Origin of the sequence: Staphylococcus sp. GDX8P114P-2 (assembly GCF_017892945.1) — a bacterium.
Classification (GTDB): Bacteria; Bacillota; Bacilli; order Staphylococcales; family Staphylococcaceae; genus Staphylococcus; species Staphylococcus arlettae.
The window spans coordinates 322,822-339,154 of record NZ_JAESMB010000016.1 but is presented as its reverse complement, the minus strand read 5'-3'; the positions used below and the strand labels follow the sequence as shown (position 1 = coordinate 339,154).

Genomic DNA, 16,333 nt, shown 5'->3' with positions numbered 1-16,333 from the left:
GAAAGGGTGAATCATCCTAATGAAAATTGGAATTACATGTTATCCATCAATGGGAGGCTCAGGCATCATTGCTACAGAACTTGGTATTATGTTAGCTGAACGTGGTCACGATATCCATTTTATTACTTCAAATATACCATTTCGAATACGTAAACCATTACCAAACATTACATTTCATCAAGTAGAAGTTAATCAATATGCCGTTTTTCAATATGCACCCTATGATATTACTTTAAGTACGAAAATAGCAGAAGTCATTAATGAATATGATTTAGACATTTTACATATGCATTATGCAGTACCGCATGCTGTATGTGGTATCTTAGCAAAACAAATGTCAGGTAAAGATATTAAAATAATGACTACACTGCACGGTACTGATATTACGGTACTTGGCTATGATCATACGTTAAAAAATGCAATCAAGTTTGGTATAGAAGGTAGTGACCTAGTAACGAGTGTGAGTCAATCTTTAGCCAAACAAACTCAAGATATTATTAATACTAATAAACCCATTGTGCCAATCTATAACTTTGTACGTGAACAGGAGTTTCCTACAAAAAGAGATAATCAACTGAAATCCGCTTATGGTATTGCAGATCATGAAAAAGTTATTATTCATGTGTCAAATTTCAGAGCAGTCAAACGGATAGATACTATTATAGAAACGTTTACCAAAATTCATGCTCAACTACCATCAAAATTACTTTTATTAGGCGATGGGCCTGAATTAATGGATATGAAGCAAAAAGCAAAAAGTTTAGGCGTTGAAGATCATGTGCTCTTCTTAGGAAAACAAGATTGGGTCAGTGAATTTTACCAAATGTCGGATTTAGTATTATTGCTCAGTGAGAAAGAAAGTTTCGGTTTAACACTATTAGAAGCAATGAAATCCGGAGTTGTACCAATTGGCTCCAATGCTGGTGGTATAAAAGAAGTCATAAAACATGATGAAACTGGTTTTATTGTAGATGTTGGAGATAGTGATACAGCAAGTGAATACGCCTTGCAATTACTAACAGATCAAAACTTATACAATAAGATGCAAACTGCCATGTTAGCAGATATTGACGCTCGTTTTGCATCCAATTTAATTACAGATCAATATGAAAGCTACTACAAAAAAATGTTAGAGGGAAATCATGAGTAACTTATTATTTGAACAAGCCAAACCCATTCTTCAACATATTAAATCTCAAGGCTACGAAGCTTATTTTGTAGGTGGATCCGTGCGTGATTATTTAATGAACAAAGATATCCATGATATAGATATTACTACAAGTGCGACGCCTGATGAGATCGAATCTATTTTTAGTAAAACTATTCCTATAGGTAAAGCACATGGCACAATTAATGTATTGTATCAGGATGAAGCCTATGAAATAACGACGTTTCGTACTGAAGGTGACTATGATGATCATCGTCGTCCTAATGATGTTGCCTTTGTTCGTGATTTATATGAAGATGTTAAACGTAGAGACTTTACTATGAATGCAATAGCTATGGATGAAAATTATCATGTTATTGATTATTTTCATGGGCAGCAAGATATTGCAGAGCGTATTATTACAACGGTAGGTGAAGCGAGCGAGCGTTTTGAAGAAGATGCTTTACGTATTATTAGAGGATTACGTTTTCAAGCACAGTTAGCATTTCATATTGAAACAAACACATATCGAGCGATGCAACAGCAAATGAGTCACATTTCCTTTTTATCTATTGAACGTATTGTAGTAGAATTAAAAAAACTTGTGCAAGGTCAACACGTTTCAGTAAGCTTTGAAAATATGAAACAACTAAAGGCTTTTACGTATATTCCATTTTTCCAACAATCAAATATGGACTCTATTACAATAACAGAGCCTATATCTTTTAACTTATTTATCGCGATAATCCAAGTTAAACAATCTACAGAACTGTCGTTAGCACAATTAAAAATTAGTAATCAAGAAAAACATACGATTCACGCTCTTAGCCAGTTAATGTCAGAAATAGGTGAATTACAAAGTAAAGCTACATTAAAACGTATCGTCTATGATTATGACATGAAATTATTATTAGAATTAGTAACACATAGAACACTACTTGAAGCGAATCAAATTAAGTTACCTTCGCCACTTATATTTAATAAAGCCACATTAGCTGAAACTGCTAAACAATTGCCAATTGATACACGTAAAGCACTTGCAGTTACTGGCAAAGATCTATTAGCACATTTACAACAACCTAGTGGTCCATGGATGAAAGATATATTAAGAAAGATAGAACTCGCTGTGATACAAGGTGAAGTGAGTAATTGCAAAACTGAAATTTTAGAATGGGTGGATAATAATGTCTAAATATAGCAAAGATGTGATACAAATTTTATATCAACATCACTTAGATTATGTTTCAGGTCAATACATTGCCGAACAATTAAAAATTTCACGTACTTCAGTGAAAAAAATAATGGATCAATTGAAAACTGAAGGTTGTGAAATTGAATCTGTAAACCATAAAGGTCATCGCTTAATAAATCTACCAGACAAATGGTATAGTGGACTTGTATTACCAATTATCGAAGCACAGCAACTATTTGATCATGTAGCGGTTTATGATTCCTTACCTTCAACACAATTAGAAGCGAAACAACAATTAGTAGGGAATAAAGATACCTTTTTAATACTCAGTGATGAGCAAACACAAGGGACAGGTAGGTTTAATCGGCCATGGAATTCTGCAAAACATAAAGGTTTATGGATGTCTGTCGTTTTGAGACCAAATGTCCCGTTTAGTATGATAACTACATTTAATTTGTTTATCGCTTTAGGCATACGTGATGCGATTCAACAATTTAGCAATGAAAAGGTATCAGTGAAGTGGCCCAATGATATTTATATTAAAGACAAAAAAGTATGTGGCTTTTTGACCGAAATGGTAGCGAATAGTGATGGTATTGAAGCGGTTATTTGTGGTATTGGCATCAACATGCACCATGACCACAACGATTTCACTGGTGAGTTAGCAGACAAAGCTACCAGTATCGGTATGCACACAAATGAACAACTTAATCGCTATTACTTTTTACAATCACTAATTAAAAATATAGAATATCGCTACAATCAATTTATTAATAATTCTTTTGACACTATTCGTGATGAGTATATTGCTGCATCGAATATTTGGCATAAACGTTTACGTTTTACAGAAAATAAAGAACAGTTTTATGGTGAAGTAATAGATATTGATAATAATGGCTTTTTACTAGTAACAGATGAAAACAATCAAACGAGAAAATTAATGAGCGCAGACATTGACTTTTAATATCTAAGAAAGGAGGATAACACTATGACTCAACCATGTTATGCAGTTGTGGATTTAGAAACAACAGGTAACCAATTAGATTTTGATGAAATTATACAAATAGGTATTACTTTTGTTCGTGAAAATAAAATAATTGGTACGTATCACTCTATGATAAAAACAGATTTAGATATTCCTCCATTCATTCAGGCACTTACTTCTATTGAAGAAGATATGCTAAGTCAGGCACCTTATTTTCATCAAATCGCACATGATATATACAACCAATTAAAAGATTGTATTTTTGTAGCACATAATGTTGCGTTTGATTTAAACTTTATCAAAAAATCATTCAAATCATGTGGTATAAAATTCAAACCTCGTAAAGTTATGGATACACTAGAGTTATTTAAAGTAGCTTTTCCGACAGATAAAAGCTACCAGCTAAGTGAACTTGCAGAAGCACATAATATACCTTTAAATAATGCGCATCGCGCAGATGAAGACGCTACAACAACAGCTAAATTAATGATTGTAGCATTTAAAAAGTTTGAGCAATTACCATTAGATACTTTAAAGCAATTATATTACTTAAGTAAAAATCTAAAGTACGATTTATTTGATATCTTATTTGAAATGGTCAGACTACATAATCAAACAGAAATTCCTAAAGACTTTGAACGTTTTGAACAAATCATTTATAAAAAGCAAAAAGACTTTAAAGCACCATCGTTGAATTATTCTGGCACATTAAAAACGTTGTATTCTGACATTACTGCTAAATTAAACTTAACTTATAGACCGCAACAACTTTATTTAGCTGAAATAATTTTGGAACAATTAATGCAAAGTGAAAAGGCAATGATTGAAGCACCTTTAGGTAGTGGTAAATCTATAGCATACTTACTCGCTGCACTAATGTACAATATTGAAACAGGAAAACACGTTATGATTTCCACTAACACCAAACTGTTACAAAACCAATTATTAGAAAAAGATATACCTATGTTAAAGCGTGCTTTAAATTATAAAATCAATGCTACATTAATTAAAAGTAAACGCGACTATATTTCACTAGGTCTAATTAGTCAAATTTTAAAAGACGAGTCTAATAATTATGAAGTCAACATCTTGAAGATGCAATTACTTATCTGGGTGACAACTACAAATACAGGTGATATACAAGAGTTGAACTTAAAAGGCGGACAAAAGATGTACTTTGAACAAAAGTTAGAAACTTATGTTCCAGTACGAGGAGATGTGCATTATTACAACTTTATAAAACGTAATGCACACAATATTCAAATTGGTATTACCAATCACGCACATCTTATACATTCAGCACAAGATAATTCAATTTATCAACTTTTTGATGATTGTATTATCGATGAAGCACATCGCTTGCCTGATTATGCGTTAAATCAAGTAACCAATGAGCTAAATTACGCTGATATTAAATATCAACTAGGTCTGATTGGTAAAACTGAAAATGATAAATTACTAAAATCAATAGACCACTTAGAACAACAACGTATTTTAGAAAAATTAGATATCCCACCTATAGATGTCTTTGGTTTAAAAACATCAATAAACGAAATACATGAGTTGAACGAGCAGTTGTTCACTACTATTTTTGACATTATTAAAGCTTCAGATATCTACGATGACGAAATGCATAAACTACATTTTGTTTATCATTTTGACCATGAACCAATTTTACGTGCATTACATGCCATAACGCATAAATTAAATATGACATTAGAATATTTTAATGGTATGAGTCACAAAGTTATTAAATCTGTACGCAAGCAATTGTTGTATATTAATGATCAATTTCGAGCTATTGAAAACAGTTTAAAACATGGACACACAAGTTATTTATCAATTAAAAATATTAATCAAAAATCAACTATTAAACTTAATGTTAAAGACTATAACGTTAAAGATGTTCTTACAAAACAAGTATTACAAAAATTCAACTCGTTAACGTTTATTTCAGGAACTTTGACTTTTAATCATTCGTTTAACCACTTCAAAAATTGGTTTAATGAGGATGTTGACTTTAATACTTACGAAATAGATAATCAAGTCTATTCTGCCAACAAGACAACTGTGTTTATGCCAAATGATGTCGTATCTTATAATTATAAAAATATAGATGATTACGTGGCTTCTATTATTAGCTATGTTGCTGAATATGTCTCTATAGTAGGGTCTAAATGTTTGATACTATTTACGAGTTATAAAATGATGCACATGGTTCAAGAATTACTAAACGAACTACCTGAATTTGACGATTATGTCATTTTAACGCAACAGCAAAATCAAAATTACAAAATTGTACAACAATTTAATAACTTTAATAAAGCTATACTATTAGGTACTGGAACGTTTTTTGAAGGTTTTGATTTCCAATCTGACGGCATCAAATGTGTCATGATTGCTAAGCTTCCATTTATGAATCAAAATAATACCAAATTTTGGCTAATGGAATCTGAATTCTCATCAACTTTCAAAGACTATATTTTACCAGATGCTGTAACTAGATTTAGACAAGGTATTGGACGTTTAATACGTAATGAACATGATAAAGGTATTTTGGTTTCGTTTGATGATCGCTTAATAAATAGCAGCTATAAACAATTCTTTGAACAATCATTAGAAAACTATCAACAACGCAAAGGTGATATTAAACAATTTCGTAATGTCTTAAAACACCTAAAACGTTAAAAGTTTGTATAATTCCTAAGTTAGTAACTAGAAGTTAACTATCGATTTTGTTAAAATATATAAGGATAAATGAAATACAAATTAGGAGACTGGTTATGAAAACAACAATTAACGAAGCAAAAAAATACCTTAACCAAGAAGTAACGATTGGCGGTTGGTTACATAATAAACGCTCAAGTGGTAAAATTGCCTTTTTACAATTGCGTGATGGCACAGGTTTTATGCAAGGTGTGGTCGTCAAGGCAGAAGTGAGTGAAGAGACATTCCAACTTGCTAAAGATATTACACAAGAATCATCTTTATATGTGACTGGTACTATCACAGAAGATACACGTTCGGATTTAGGTTATGAAATGCAAGTGCAATCTATTGAACTAATTGATGAAGCACATGACTATCCAATTACACCTAAAAATCACGGCCCAGAATTTTTAATGGATCACCGTCATTTATGGCTACGTTCTAAAAAACAACATGCTGTAATGAAAATCAGAAATGAAATTATTCGTGCAACATATGAATTTTTCAATGAAAATAATTTTACCAAAATAGACCCACCTATTTTAACTGCAAGTGCACCTGAAGGTACAAGTGAATTGTTCCATACGAAGTACTTCGATGAGGATGCTTTCTTATCACAAAGTGGACAGCTTTATATGGAAGCTGCAGCAATGGCTCACGGTAAAGTTTTCTCTTTTGGTCCAACATTTAGAGCAGAAAAATCAAAAACACGTCGCCATTTAATTGAATTTTGGATGATTGAACCAGAAATGGCGTTTTACAATCATGCAGATAGTTTAGAAGTTCAAGAGCAATACGTGTCTCATGTTGTTCAATCTGTACTCAAAAATTGTAAAATTGAATTAAAAGCATTAGATAGAGATACATCTAAATTAGAAAAAGTGAGAGCACCATTCCCACGCATTACTTACGATGATGCTGTGACATTCTTAAAAGAACAAGGTTTCGATGATATTGAATGGGGTGATGATTTTGGTGCACCTCATGAAACAGCTATCGCAAATCATTATGATTTACCAGTGTTTATCATCAACTACCCAACTAAAATCAAACCGTTTTATATGCAGCCTAACCCTGAGAATGAAAATACTGTATTATGTGCAGATTTAATCGCACCTGAAGGTTACGGTGAAATAATTGGTGGGTCAGAGCGTATTAATGACTTAGAGTTAATGGAACAACGTATTACAGAACACGGTCTAGATGCTGAAAGTTATAGTTACTATTTAGACTTACGTCGTTATGGTAGTGTTCCTCATAGTGGTTTTGGTTTAGGTCTCGAACGTACAGTAGCATGGATTTCTGGTGTGGAACACGTTAGAGAAACTTCTCCATTCCCACGTCTATTAAATCGTTTATACCCATAAAACTTCACAACACATTGTCCAGTCATGTTGTAAACGACTGGACTTTTTTCATAGTTGTTTATGTTATAAAAGGAGGCGTGTAACTAAATGAATAAAAGACAATTGCAACAACGACCTGTCGTAATTAGAAAAGAATTACTGGATCATTATAATGAATTAGGTATCAATGAAACTGAATTAGTCATTTTAATAAAATTATTATACGCTGCTGAAACTTCAAATAAACAACCCCCTATAGAATCATTACAACAGGGGACTTCATTAGAAGCACGACAAATTACTGCGGTGATTCAAAATTTAATTCAACGTGATTTACTATCACTTGAAGTACACAAAAATGAAGAAGGCAAATTCACAGAGTATATGGATTTAGAGCAATTTTATGAAAAACTCAGTCAAATTCTAGAACAAGAGACGATCGCTATCCAGAATGATACAGATGAACTTGCTTTTAATACATTATTCCAACAAATTGAACAAGCATTTGGTAGACCACTTTCACCTTATGAAATGGAAACTTTAAATCAATGGATTGACGTTGATCAACATGATTTAACAGTTATTCAAGCTGCCCTTGATGAGGCAATGAGCCAAGATAAATTAAACTTTAAATATTTAGATAGAATTTTATTAAATTGGAAAAAACACAATGTTAAAACTATAGAAGATTCTAAACAAATTAGCAGACAATATAACCAACCAAAAATGAAACAAACGGTCAAAGATATTCCCAAATTTGATTGGCTAAATGGAGGTACACCCAATGATAAGTAATAAAAAAGCATTAGCAATGGTCGACACAATTGCTGATATGTTTCCTAATGCTGAATGTGAATTAATCCATGATAATCCATTTGAACTTACTATCGCCGTCTTATTATCTGCACAGACTACTGACATATCAGTAAATAAAATTACACGCTCACTATTCAAAAAATATAAGACACCAGAAGATTACTTATCAGTAGAACTAACAGAGTTAGAAAATGACATTAGAACTATTGGCCTTTATCGTAATAAGGCTAAAAATATCCAAAAATTATGTCAATCTTTATTAGAAAAGTTTAACGGTGAAATCCCACAAACGCACAAAGAATTAGAAAGTTTAGCAGGAGTAGGAAGAAAAACAGCTAATGTCGTTATGAGTGTTGCTTTTGGTGAGCCATCATTAGCAGTAGACACACATGTAGAAAGAATTTCTAAACGCTTAGGCATTTGTCGTTGGAAAGATAACGTCAGACAAGTAGAAGACAAATTATGTAGTATTGTTCCTAGAGAAAGATGGAATAAAACACATCACCAGCTTATATTTTTTGGACGCTATCATTGTTTAGCGCGCAGTCCTAAATGTGATGTCTGTCCGTTATTTTCTGATTGTCGAGAAGGGCAAAAGCGTTATAAAGCAGCCTTGAAAGAAGGGTGATTAATGATTACGAAAGAAACATTTATAGAATTAGAACAAAAAATCGATGTCTATGCACAACAAAAACAACTAAAAACTACCGAAGCACAAGAGTATCTCGATCAATATTTACAATTAATTGTTGATTACTTTAAACAAATCAACGAAATTGAAGAAATTGATTTTAATACATTAGATAGTTTAAATGTTGTACCTATGAACTTCCAAGAGCGCTATGAATATATTCTTGCTCGTAAGCATCATTTTATGGGCTATAGACAAATGAAAACTTTAAAAACAGAGTTAATTAAAATGAACGCTGCTTATCAAATAAGACAAAAAAACTCCAATCTCAAATAGTTGAGATTGGAGTTTTTTATTAATGTTGCTTAGTTAGCAACTGCTTGTTGACTTTGTTGATTTTGTTGAGTAGTGGTACCACTTCTATTTGTCGTAGTTGCATTATTGCTTGTACCAGAGTTGTTTGAAGTGCTACTACTGTTTGAGCTACTGCTTGAACTATTACTTGATGATGAGTCATCATCATCACTGCTACTACTGCTACCTTGGCCTTTAGGATCTTTATCTGTCGTATTGTCATCCTTATGACCGTCAACTGATAAGTCGTCTGGCTCGCTGCCATTAACTGAATCAGGTTTAGAGAAGTCTTTGCCATCTCTAGGTGCAATATTATTCATTACATCTTCTAGCAAGTATTGTGGATATTCTTGTTCTTCATGTCCAACGAAGGAGTTTGTACCACCTTGTTTAACTTCACTGAAGCCCATCCACACTGACATACTGTACTTAGGTGTAAAGCCATTTATCCATACATCTTTCGCTGCATCGTCAGGTAAGTTGTATTGTTGATAAGTTTGTGCACCATACGTTCCAGTACCAGTTTTTGCTCCCATATTCACTCCATCTACTTTATGTCCATAAGCAGAACCATAAGGTTCGAAAGTACCTTTTAGTGTTTCTGCAAGCATATAAGCAGTAGAATCTTTCATCGCTTTATTACTTGAATGGTCAAATTCTATTGTTTCACCGTCTTCTTTAACAACTTTTTTAATTGAATGTGCGTTGTTATATTCACCACCATTTGCAATAGCAGCAAATGCAGAAGCAAGTTGCGTAGGTGAGAATTCAGATGCTGAACCACCAAGTACTTCAGAAGGTCCTAAATCAGCTTCATAGTCTAGACCGACTTTTTCAGCGAATTTCTTCGGTGCATCATTACCGGCATTTTCTTTTGTAGATTGCCAAGCTTTTAATGCTGGAATATTAAAACTTTGTCTTAAAGCATCATATAACTTAACTTCACCGTGACTTTCAGTATCATAGTTTTTAAATGTGACACCGTCTACCTGATAAGATTCCTCATCTTGGATTGCATGGTTTGTTGCCCAATTCATATTTTCTATGGCTGGACCATAAGCCAAGAATGGTTTTAATGATGAACCAGTAGGGTGTGCATCAGTTGCTTGGTTTCTATCAACGATATCTTTATAGTCACGTCCACCAGAAATTGCAACTAAACTACCATTTTCACTATCAACGATTGAAGAACCTACTTGTTGATCTTGGTTTTTATAGTAACCTCCATTATTTATACGCTCTTGTAAAGTTGATTGGACATCTTTATCCATATTCGTATAAATTTTAATACCACTATTTAATACTTCAGCTAAGTCTTTGTCTTTATATTCTGGGTTGTTCATTAGTTCTGATTTAACAAAGTTGATGTAAGAATCATATTCCGGGTTCTTGTTTTCATCACTTACTTCTCTATCTTCAGCTGAACGTTGTACTAAGTTATCTTGTAATGATGTTTTCTGTGCTTCTTCTTTTTCTTCCTTAGAAATCTTATTATGATGTTCCATTAAATACAACACAGTATCTTTTCTTGATTCAGCTTGTTTTGGATGGTCGTAAACATTATAAGTATTTGGTACTTGTGGTAAACCTGCTAAATAAGCTGATTCCGCTAGGTTAAGATCTTTCAAGTCCTTATCGAAATAATACTTAGCAGCAGCCTTAACACCATATACACCGTCAGAGTAATAAATCTTATTTAAGTATATTTGGAAAATTTCATCCTTACTATACTCTTGCTCTAAACGATACGATAAGTATGCTTCTTGCGCTTTACGAGCAATTGACTTTTGGTCGGTCAAGAATGATCGTTTAACAACTTGTTGTGTTAATGTTGAGGCACCTTGAGAACCAAAACCACCTGTAAAGTTTTTAAGTACTGCACCAAACAAACGTTTATAATCTAATGCACCGTGATCATAAAATCGACTATCTTCAGTTGCCAATACTGCATTTTTCATATTTTCTGGCACATCTTCTAAGTCGACATGTGCACGACGTTGACCATTATCCAAAGTTTTAACTAATTCACCATCTTTATCGTAAATTTTAGCAGGCATTGGATCCTGTAGTTTGGCTTCATTAAATGCTGGTGCTTTCCAAGCATAGTAAGCAAATAATAAAATTCCAACCAATGCTAATACGATAAAGGCGATAATTATAAACCCGATGATTTTAATAATCGTTCGCTTAATATTCCTATTCTGTTTTCCTTCGGACTGACCATTCTTTTCTTCGGTAGTCCTTTTCTTTTCCGTCATACGCGGTCCTCACTTTCATCTAATATCAACTTATCAACTGCTTTGAGATAATTCAATCGTGGTTGATACTGATAAGGAATATAGTAACCATTTTTTCTCAATTCTTCAACCGTTATCGACTTTTTACCGTCATTTTTAAATCTTTTCCAAAATTTTTGGAATTTAGCATAAGGTAAAAGATACACCTCATCTAAAGATTTAAAACGAATTAACAAAAAAACAATACCTTGATGTTGATAACATGCATCCATATGTGTAACTTGATGTTCGTGAATGTTACTTAATGGAAAAGATGTTTTGTTTTTAGTTTCTTTTGCTTCAAAGTCGATATAATGCCCTTGATAAAGTCCATTATAATCAGTTGTTGAAGGCGTACGAAAATAAGCTTCATTAATTACAGCTTTACTTCGTTGAGGATAATGAACATTAACAATTTGCACAGGGGTAGGCTTTTTATGTATGACAGCCATCCCATGTTTTAAATAATAACTGTTTGAATGTTCAATATCATTTTCAAGTGACATCCCTCGGCCACCATAATCAATTTTACTAGATTTCAGTGTCCCAGTTCTTCCGACTTGAGCCTTATTTACTTTAAATGGTTTTCCATTTGGATAATTCATTGTTTTCACCACTTTAGTTTTAATTTCAAAACTTCATTCATTATACATGATGAAGTGTAATAAATCCAAATTGCGAAAACAAAATAGTGTATTTATTATATCATAAATACACCAAATACATTTTAACGCTCTTTCTTGAATTAAACAATAAATGTAACCAATTTAACTGGTTGTAAAGGTTATTTTTATACACAACATTATCAATGACTATAAAATCATTTTATGGTAAGTTTATTGAGTAGGAGGTATTCTCATGCCGCAATTTATACAACAACTAATCCATGATGTACAACATATGGAAGAGCAATACAAAAAAGCTAAAGCAGGAGAACTATTCGATTTTTATGAAATTGTTAAACCATTCACTGATTTGGTCGATCAACATATTGCTGTGCTGAAGAGTTATGAGCCTCATATTTTAGCATTACCATATATGAATAAAATGAAATTTGATATCTTAGTGTCTAACATTGAAGAGCTTTCGGTTGAATGTCATTTCAAAAGAACTAGTCGCAAACTTTTTACAGAAAAATTAAAAGCTGTACATTACGATTTGAGTTATATTCAAGACAATGGTGTTAATTTATGATTAAAACAATATATGTTACAGGTTATAAATCATTTGAACTCAATATTTTTAAAGATGACGCACCGGAAGTAAGCTATTTGAAAAAGTTTATCTCTCATAAATTAACTCAATTGATTGACGAAGGCTTAGAATGGGTATTAATACAAGGGCAACTTGGTATTGAATTATGGGCTGCAGAAGTAGTAATTTCATTAAAAGAAGATTATCCCGACTTAAAATTGGGTATAATAACACCATTCTATGGCCATACAGATAAATGGAATGAGCTTAATCAAAACAAATACCGTTACATTGAGCAACATGCCGATTTTGTCGATAGCGTATTCCATACGACGTATCAGGGTCCTTATCAATTTAAACAAACAGATCAATTTATGTTAGACCATAGTGACCAAAGCTTACTAATTTATGATGAAGAACAAGAAGGTAGCCCAAAATATTTCAAGCTAATGTTAGTTGAATTTATGGAAAAAACAAACTATACTTGTGACATAGTAACATTCGATGAATTAACTGAATTCATTAATGACATACAATGGTCTCAAGAACAAAGTTTCGAATGAGGTGGAGAATAATATGGCAGATGTTTCATTAAAATTATCAGCAAAAGATATTTACGAAAAAGACTTCGAAAAAACAATGACACGTGGTTATAGAAGGGAAGAAGTAGATGCCTTTTTAGATGATATTATTGCAGATTATCAAAAAATGGCAGACCTTGATAGTGAAGTCGTGAAGTTATCAGAAGAAAATAGCAAATTAAAAAAAGAACTAGAAGAATTAAGATTACGTGTTGCCACATCAAGACCACAAGAAAATAAAAACTTTTCTTCAAATAGTAGCAACAATAACAACAATGTTGATATTTTGAAACGTATATCTAATTTAGAAAAAGCTGTATTTGGTAAATAACCGTTACTAATACGTGCCTGTTTTTTTGTACATAATAAGTAAGTTTTGATTTTCTCAAAACTTACTTTTTTTATTTGTTTATATTTCTATAAAATGATATAATCATTCAGATGGTGTTTTGGGTAATCGCTATAGTGATATAGAGGAAAGTCCATGCTCACACAATCTGAGATGATTGTAGTGTTCGTGCTTGATGAAACAATAAGTCAAGGCATTAAGTTGACGGCAACGAAATAACCTAAGTTTATAAAATATGGTTAAATTAGTTTGAAAGTGCCACAGTGACGTAGCTTTTATAGAAATATAAAAGGTGGAACGCGGTAAACCCCTCGAGTGAGCAATCCAAATTTGGTGGGAGCACTTGTTTAGCGGAATTCAACGTATAAACGAGACATACTTTTGCGAGAAAAAGATGTGTAGACAGATGGTTACCACCGACGTACCAGTGTAACTAGTACACGTTATGAGTACAACGGTACAGAACATGGCTTATAAAAGCATCATCCCTAGTTCCAAAGCTCTCCTAACACGGAGAGCTTTTTCTTGTTTTTATTAAATTTAAAGATACATATCAACTTATATCTATTTAAATAAACTTTTGATACGATATAACTATATATTTGAGTGAAGGAGCAAAAACATGTATAAAATACTAGCTGTATGTCCTATGGGATTAGAATCCATTGTAGCTAAAGAAGTACAAGAGTTAGGTTACGAAACAACAGTTGAAAACGGTAAGATATTTTTCGAGGGCGATGAAACAGCTATTGTGAAATGTAATCTATGGTTACGAACTGCAGACCGAGTAAAGATTGTAGTAGGAGAGTTTACTGCAACAACATTCGATAATTTATTCGAACAAACAAAAGCATTACCGTGGGAAGCAATCATAGCAGAAGATGGTAATTTTCCTGTTCAAGGTAAAAGTGTGAAATCTGTACTTTATAGCGTTCCTGATTGCCAAGCAATTGTCAAAAAGGCAATTGTTGAGCGTTTGAAAGTTGCATATCAAACACGAGGTTGGTTAAGTGAAACAGGAGCTAAGTATCCTATCGAAGTGTCTATATTAAAAGATAAAGCATTACTGACAATTGATACTTCTGGTTCTGGATTAAACAAACGAGGCTATCGTTTAGCTCAAGGTGAAGCACCGATAAAAGAAACTTTAGCGGCAAGTTTAATTAAATTAGCGAACTGGACCGGAGACACACCACTTATCGATCCATTTTGCGGGTCAGGTACTATCGCAATTGAAGCGTGTTTAATAGCACAAAATATCGCACCAGGATTTAATAGAGACTTCGTTTCGGAATCATGGGACATTATGCCAAACGATTTATACAATCAAATGCGTGACGAAGCAGATCAAGCTGCTGATTATGATCGTGAAGTAGAAGTACTTGCATCCGACATTGATCCTGACATGGTTGAAATTGCTAAACGTAACGCTGACGAAGTAGGTTTAGGCGATATTATTAAGTTTAGCGTTAAAGATGTAAATACATTAACCGTTGAAGCGAATAGAGCAATTGCGCTCATTGGTAATCCACCTTATGGAGAACGTATAGGGGATCGTGAAGAAGTAGAAGAAATGTATAAATATATTGGCACATTAATGAAACAACATGCACAATTATCCACATATATTTTAACAAGTAACAAAGAATTCGAGTACTTAGTAGATAAAAAAGCAACAAAACGACGTAAGCTCTTTAATGGCTATATCGAATGTACCTATTATCAATATTGGGGAGAGAAAACTCCAAAGAAGTCTTAACACAAAACATACCGGGGGTAGATAGAGATGAATAACGAATTTAAACGCGGAATAATTTTTGCCTTCGGTGCATATATTTTATGGGGGATTTTACCTTTATATTGGGAACTTATTCAAGGCTTTGGTGCCTTTGAAATCCTTGCATTTAGAATTATATTTTCAATGATTTTCATGGTCTTTATAGTACTTATTGGTAAGAATAGGCAGGCCTTTGTACGTGATTTAAAAAGCTTAATAGGTAGCCCAATCAAACTCATAGCCATTATAGTCGCAGGGTATGTTATTACCATAAACTGGGGAACATTCATCTGGGCTGTAACTAATGGTCATGTACTACAATCCAGTTTAGGTTATTATATCAATCCAATAGTTAGCATATTACTTGCGCTCATCTTTTTAAAAGAACGTTTTAATAAATTTGAATGGTTAGCAATAATTTTAGCTTTTATTGGTGTTTTGTATATGACTATTAAAATCGGTGAATTTCCATTTGTTTCTTTATTGCTAGCTTTTTCATTTGGAATTTATAGTCTAATCAAAAAATTAGTACCCATTGATGCCATCAGTAGTATTACTATAGAATGTATTGTAACAGCACCAGTTGGGTTTATTTATTTATGGTATATATGGCAACAACAGCAAATGTCATTTGGAATAAATAGTTCATCGTTATGGCTTATTTTTTCAGGAGCTGTAACTGCAGTGCCACTTATTCTCTTTTCAGCTGGAGCAAGACGTATACCATTATCTCTTACAGGTTTTATACAATACGTCGGTCCTACACTTATGTTTATTTTAGGTATTTTTGTATTTAAAGAAGCATTTGATGTCGACCAACTAATCACATTTGTATTTATCTGGTTAGGTATTATTGTCTATAGCATTTCACAATATTTAAAAATCAAGAAATCAAAAAACCCAGTTGTTAATTAACAGCTGACTTGTATTATTATTAATAACATTGATTAAAAAGTTATTTAACATTTACTACTTG

15 protein-coding genes and 1 other RNA gene are annotated in these 16,333 nt (G+C 32.7%); 14 read left to right on the top strand and 2 right to left on the bottom strand.

All coding sequences use genetic code 11. The annotated features are described in order from the left end of the window. Nucleotides 1-19: 19 nt before the first annotated feature. From bshA to KA845_RS10165, 8 genes are all read left to right on the top strand, one after another. Nucleotides 20-1,150 carry an N-acetyl-alpha-D-glucosaminyl L-malate synthase BshA gene (gene bshA / locus KA845_RS10200; protein ID WP_002511174.1) on the top strand — a complete coding sequence of 377 codons (1,131 nt, stop codon included), beginning with the start codon at nt 20-22 and terminating at the stop codon, nt 1,148-1,150. Then, nucleotides 1,143-2,339 (top strand): CCA tRNA nucleotidyltransferase, encoded by a 1,197-nt coding sequence (locus tag KA845_RS10195; protein WP_002511173.1) that lies wholly within the window; start codon nt 1,143-1,145, stop codon nt 2,337-2,339. The genes bshA and KA845_RS10195 overlap by 8 nt, the downstream gene beginning before the upstream one ends. Further along, the gene (locus KA845_RS10190) at nt 2,332-3,303 is read left to right on the top strand and encodes a biotin--[acetyl-CoA-carboxylase] ligase (RefSeq protein ID WP_021458774.1); all 972 of its coding nucleotides are present in this window, start codon (nt 2,332-2,334) and stop codon (nt 3,301-3,303) included. The genes KA845_RS10195 and KA845_RS10190 overlap by 8 nt, the downstream gene beginning before the upstream one ends. Nucleotides 3,304-3,327: 24 nt before the next feature. Then, a complete protein-coding gene (locus tag KA845_RS10185) occupies nt 3,328-6,012 on the top strand; it encodes a helicase C-terminal domain-containing protein (protein ID WP_002511171.1) in 2,685 nt (894 codons plus the stop codon). A gap of 95 nt (nt 6,013-6,107) precedes the next feature. Beyond that, nucleotides 6,108-7,400 (top strand): asparagine--tRNA ligase, encoded by a 1,293-nt coding sequence (asnS, locus tag KA845_RS10180; RefSeq protein ID WP_103387891.1) that lies wholly within the window; start codon nt 6,108-6,110, stop codon nt 7,398-7,400. An 87-nt stretch (nt 7,401-7,487) separates the two neighbouring features. Continuing rightward, nucleotides 7,488-8,174: a DnaD domain-containing protein gene (locus KA845_RS10175; protein WP_021458776.1), complete on the top strand. Its 687-nt coding sequence runs from the start codon at nt 7,488-7,490 to the stop codon at nt 8,172-8,174. Then, nucleotides 8,164-8,823, top strand: coding sequence for an endonuclease III (gene nth / locus KA845_RS10170; protein WP_021458777.1), 660 nt, complete (start codon nt 8,164-8,166; stop codon nt 8,821-8,823). Before KA845_RS10175 ends, nth begins: the two co-directional genes overlap by 11 nt. Nucleotides 8,824-8,826: 3 nt before the next feature. Next, nucleotides 8,827-9,162, top strand: a complete 336-nt coding sequence (locus KA845_RS10165; RefSeq protein ID WP_002511167.1) for a YpoC family protein — start codon at nt 8,827-8,829, stop codon at nt 9,160-9,162. Between the two features lie 29 nt (nt 9,163-9,191). On the opposite strand, the gene KA845_RS10160 is transcribed toward KA845_RS10165, so the two are convergent. Then, on the bottom strand, nt 9,192-11,438 hold the full coding sequence (locus KA845_RS10160; protein ID WP_103387892.1) for a transglycosylase domain-containing protein: 2,247 nt from the start codon (nt 11,436-11,438) through the stop codon (nt 9,192-9,194). Next, complete coding sequence (gene recU, locus KA845_RS10155) at nt 11,435-12,061, bottom strand: Holliday junction resolvase RecU (RefSeq protein WP_002511165.1); 627 nt, start codon at nt 12,059-12,061, stop codon at nt 11,435-11,437. Before recU ends, KA845_RS10160 begins: the two co-directional genes overlap by 4 nt. Before the next feature lie 253 nt (nt 12,062-12,314). Between recU and KA845_RS10150 the strand changes: the two genes are divergently transcribed. The 6 genes from KA845_RS10150 to rarD all read left to right on the top strand — a co-directional run bounded on the left by KA845_RS10150 (nt 12,315) and on the right by rarD (nt 16,272). Beyond that, nucleotides 12,315-12,650 (top strand): DUF1798 family protein, encoded by a 336-nt coding sequence (locus tag KA845_RS10150; protein ID WP_002511164.1) that lies wholly within the window; start codon nt 12,315-12,317, stop codon nt 12,648-12,650. Then, nucleotides 12,647-13,213 carry an SLOG family protein gene (locus tag KA845_RS10145; RefSeq protein ID WP_021458781.1) on the top strand — a complete coding sequence of 189 codons (567 nt, stop codon included), beginning with the start codon at nt 12,647-12,649 and terminating at the stop codon, nt 13,211-13,213. Before KA845_RS10150 ends, KA845_RS10145 begins: the two co-directional genes overlap by 4 nt. A 13-nt stretch (nt 13,214-13,226) precedes the next feature. Then, nucleotides 13,227-13,562: a cell division regulator GpsB gene (gene gpsB, locus KA845_RS10140; RefSeq protein ID WP_002511162.1), complete on the top strand. Its 336-nt coding sequence runs from the start codon at nt 13,227-13,229 to the stop codon at nt 13,560-13,562. Nucleotides 13,563-13,676: 114 nt separating this feature from the next. Then, nucleotides 13,677-14,059, top strand: an RNA gene (gene rnpB, locus KA845_RS10135) — RNase P RNA component class B. A 143-nt stretch (nt 14,060-14,202) separates the two neighbouring features. Continuing rightward, on the top strand, nt 14,203-15,339 hold the full coding sequence (locus KA845_RS10130; protein WP_021458782.1) for a THUMP domain-containing class I SAM-dependent RNA methyltransferase: 1,137 nt from the start codon (nt 14,203-14,205) through the stop codon (nt 15,337-15,339). A gap of 27 nt (nt 15,340-15,366) precedes the next feature. Further along, complete coding sequence (rarD, locus tag KA845_RS10125; RefSeq protein ID WP_210128025.1) at nt 15,367-16,272, top strand: EamA family transporter RarD; 906 nt, start codon at nt 15,367-15,369, stop codon at nt 16,270-16,272. Nucleotides 16,273-16,333: the final 61 nt, after the last annotated feature.

Coding starts and splice junctions, on each gene's coding strand:
- KA845_RS10130 (WP_021458782.1), top strand. CDS start 14,203: ATGTATAAAATACTAGCTGTATGTCCTATGGGATTAGAATCCATTGTA.
- asnS (WP_103387891.1), top strand. CDS start 6,108: ATGAAAACAACAATTAACGAAGCAAAAAAATACCTTAACCAAGAAGTA.
- bshA (WP_002511174.1), top strand. CDS start 20: ATGAAAATTGGAATTACATGTTATCCATCAATGGGAGGCTCAGGCATC.
- KA845_RS10185 (WP_002511171.1), top strand. CDS start 3,328: ATGACTCAACCATGTTATGCAGTTGTGGATTTAGAAACAACAGGTAAC.
- gpsB (WP_002511162.1), top strand. CDS start 13,227: ATGGCAGATGTTTCATTAAAATTATCAGCAAAAGATATTTACGAAAAA.
- recU (WP_002511165.1), bottom strand. CDS start 12,061: ATGAATTATCCAAATGGAAAACCATTTAAAGTAAATAAGGCTCAAGTC.
- KA845_RS10150 (WP_002511164.1), top strand. CDS start 12,315: ATGCCGCAATTTATACAACAACTAATCCATGATGTACAACATATGGAA.
- KA845_RS10190 (WP_021458774.1), top strand. CDS start 2,332: ATGTCTAAATATAGCAAAGATGTGATACAAATTTTATATCAACATCAC.
- KA845_RS10145 (WP_021458781.1), top strand. CDS start 12,647: ATGATTAAAACAATATATGTTACAGGTTATAAATCATTTGAACTCAAT.
- nth (WP_021458777.1), top strand. CDS start 8,164: ATGATAAGTAATAAAAAAGCATTAGCAATGGTCGACACAATTGCTGAT.
- rarD (WP_210128025.1), top strand. CDS start 15,367: ATGAATAACGAATTTAAACGCGGAATAATTTTTGCCTTCGGTGCATAT.
- KA845_RS10165 (WP_002511167.1), top strand. CDS start 8,827: ATGATTACGAAAGAAACATTTATAGAATTAGAACAAAAAATCGATGTC.
- KA845_RS10195 (WP_002511173.1), top strand. CDS start 1,143: ATGAGTAACTTATTATTTGAACAAGCCAAACCCATTCTTCAACATATT.
- KA845_RS10160 (WP_103387892.1), bottom strand. CDS start 11,438: ATGACGGAAAAGAAAAGGACTACCGAAGAAAAGAATGGTCAGTCCGAA.
- KA845_RS10175 (WP_021458776.1), top strand. CDS start 7,488: ATGAATAAAAGACAATTGCAACAACGACCTGTCGTAATTAGAAAAGAA.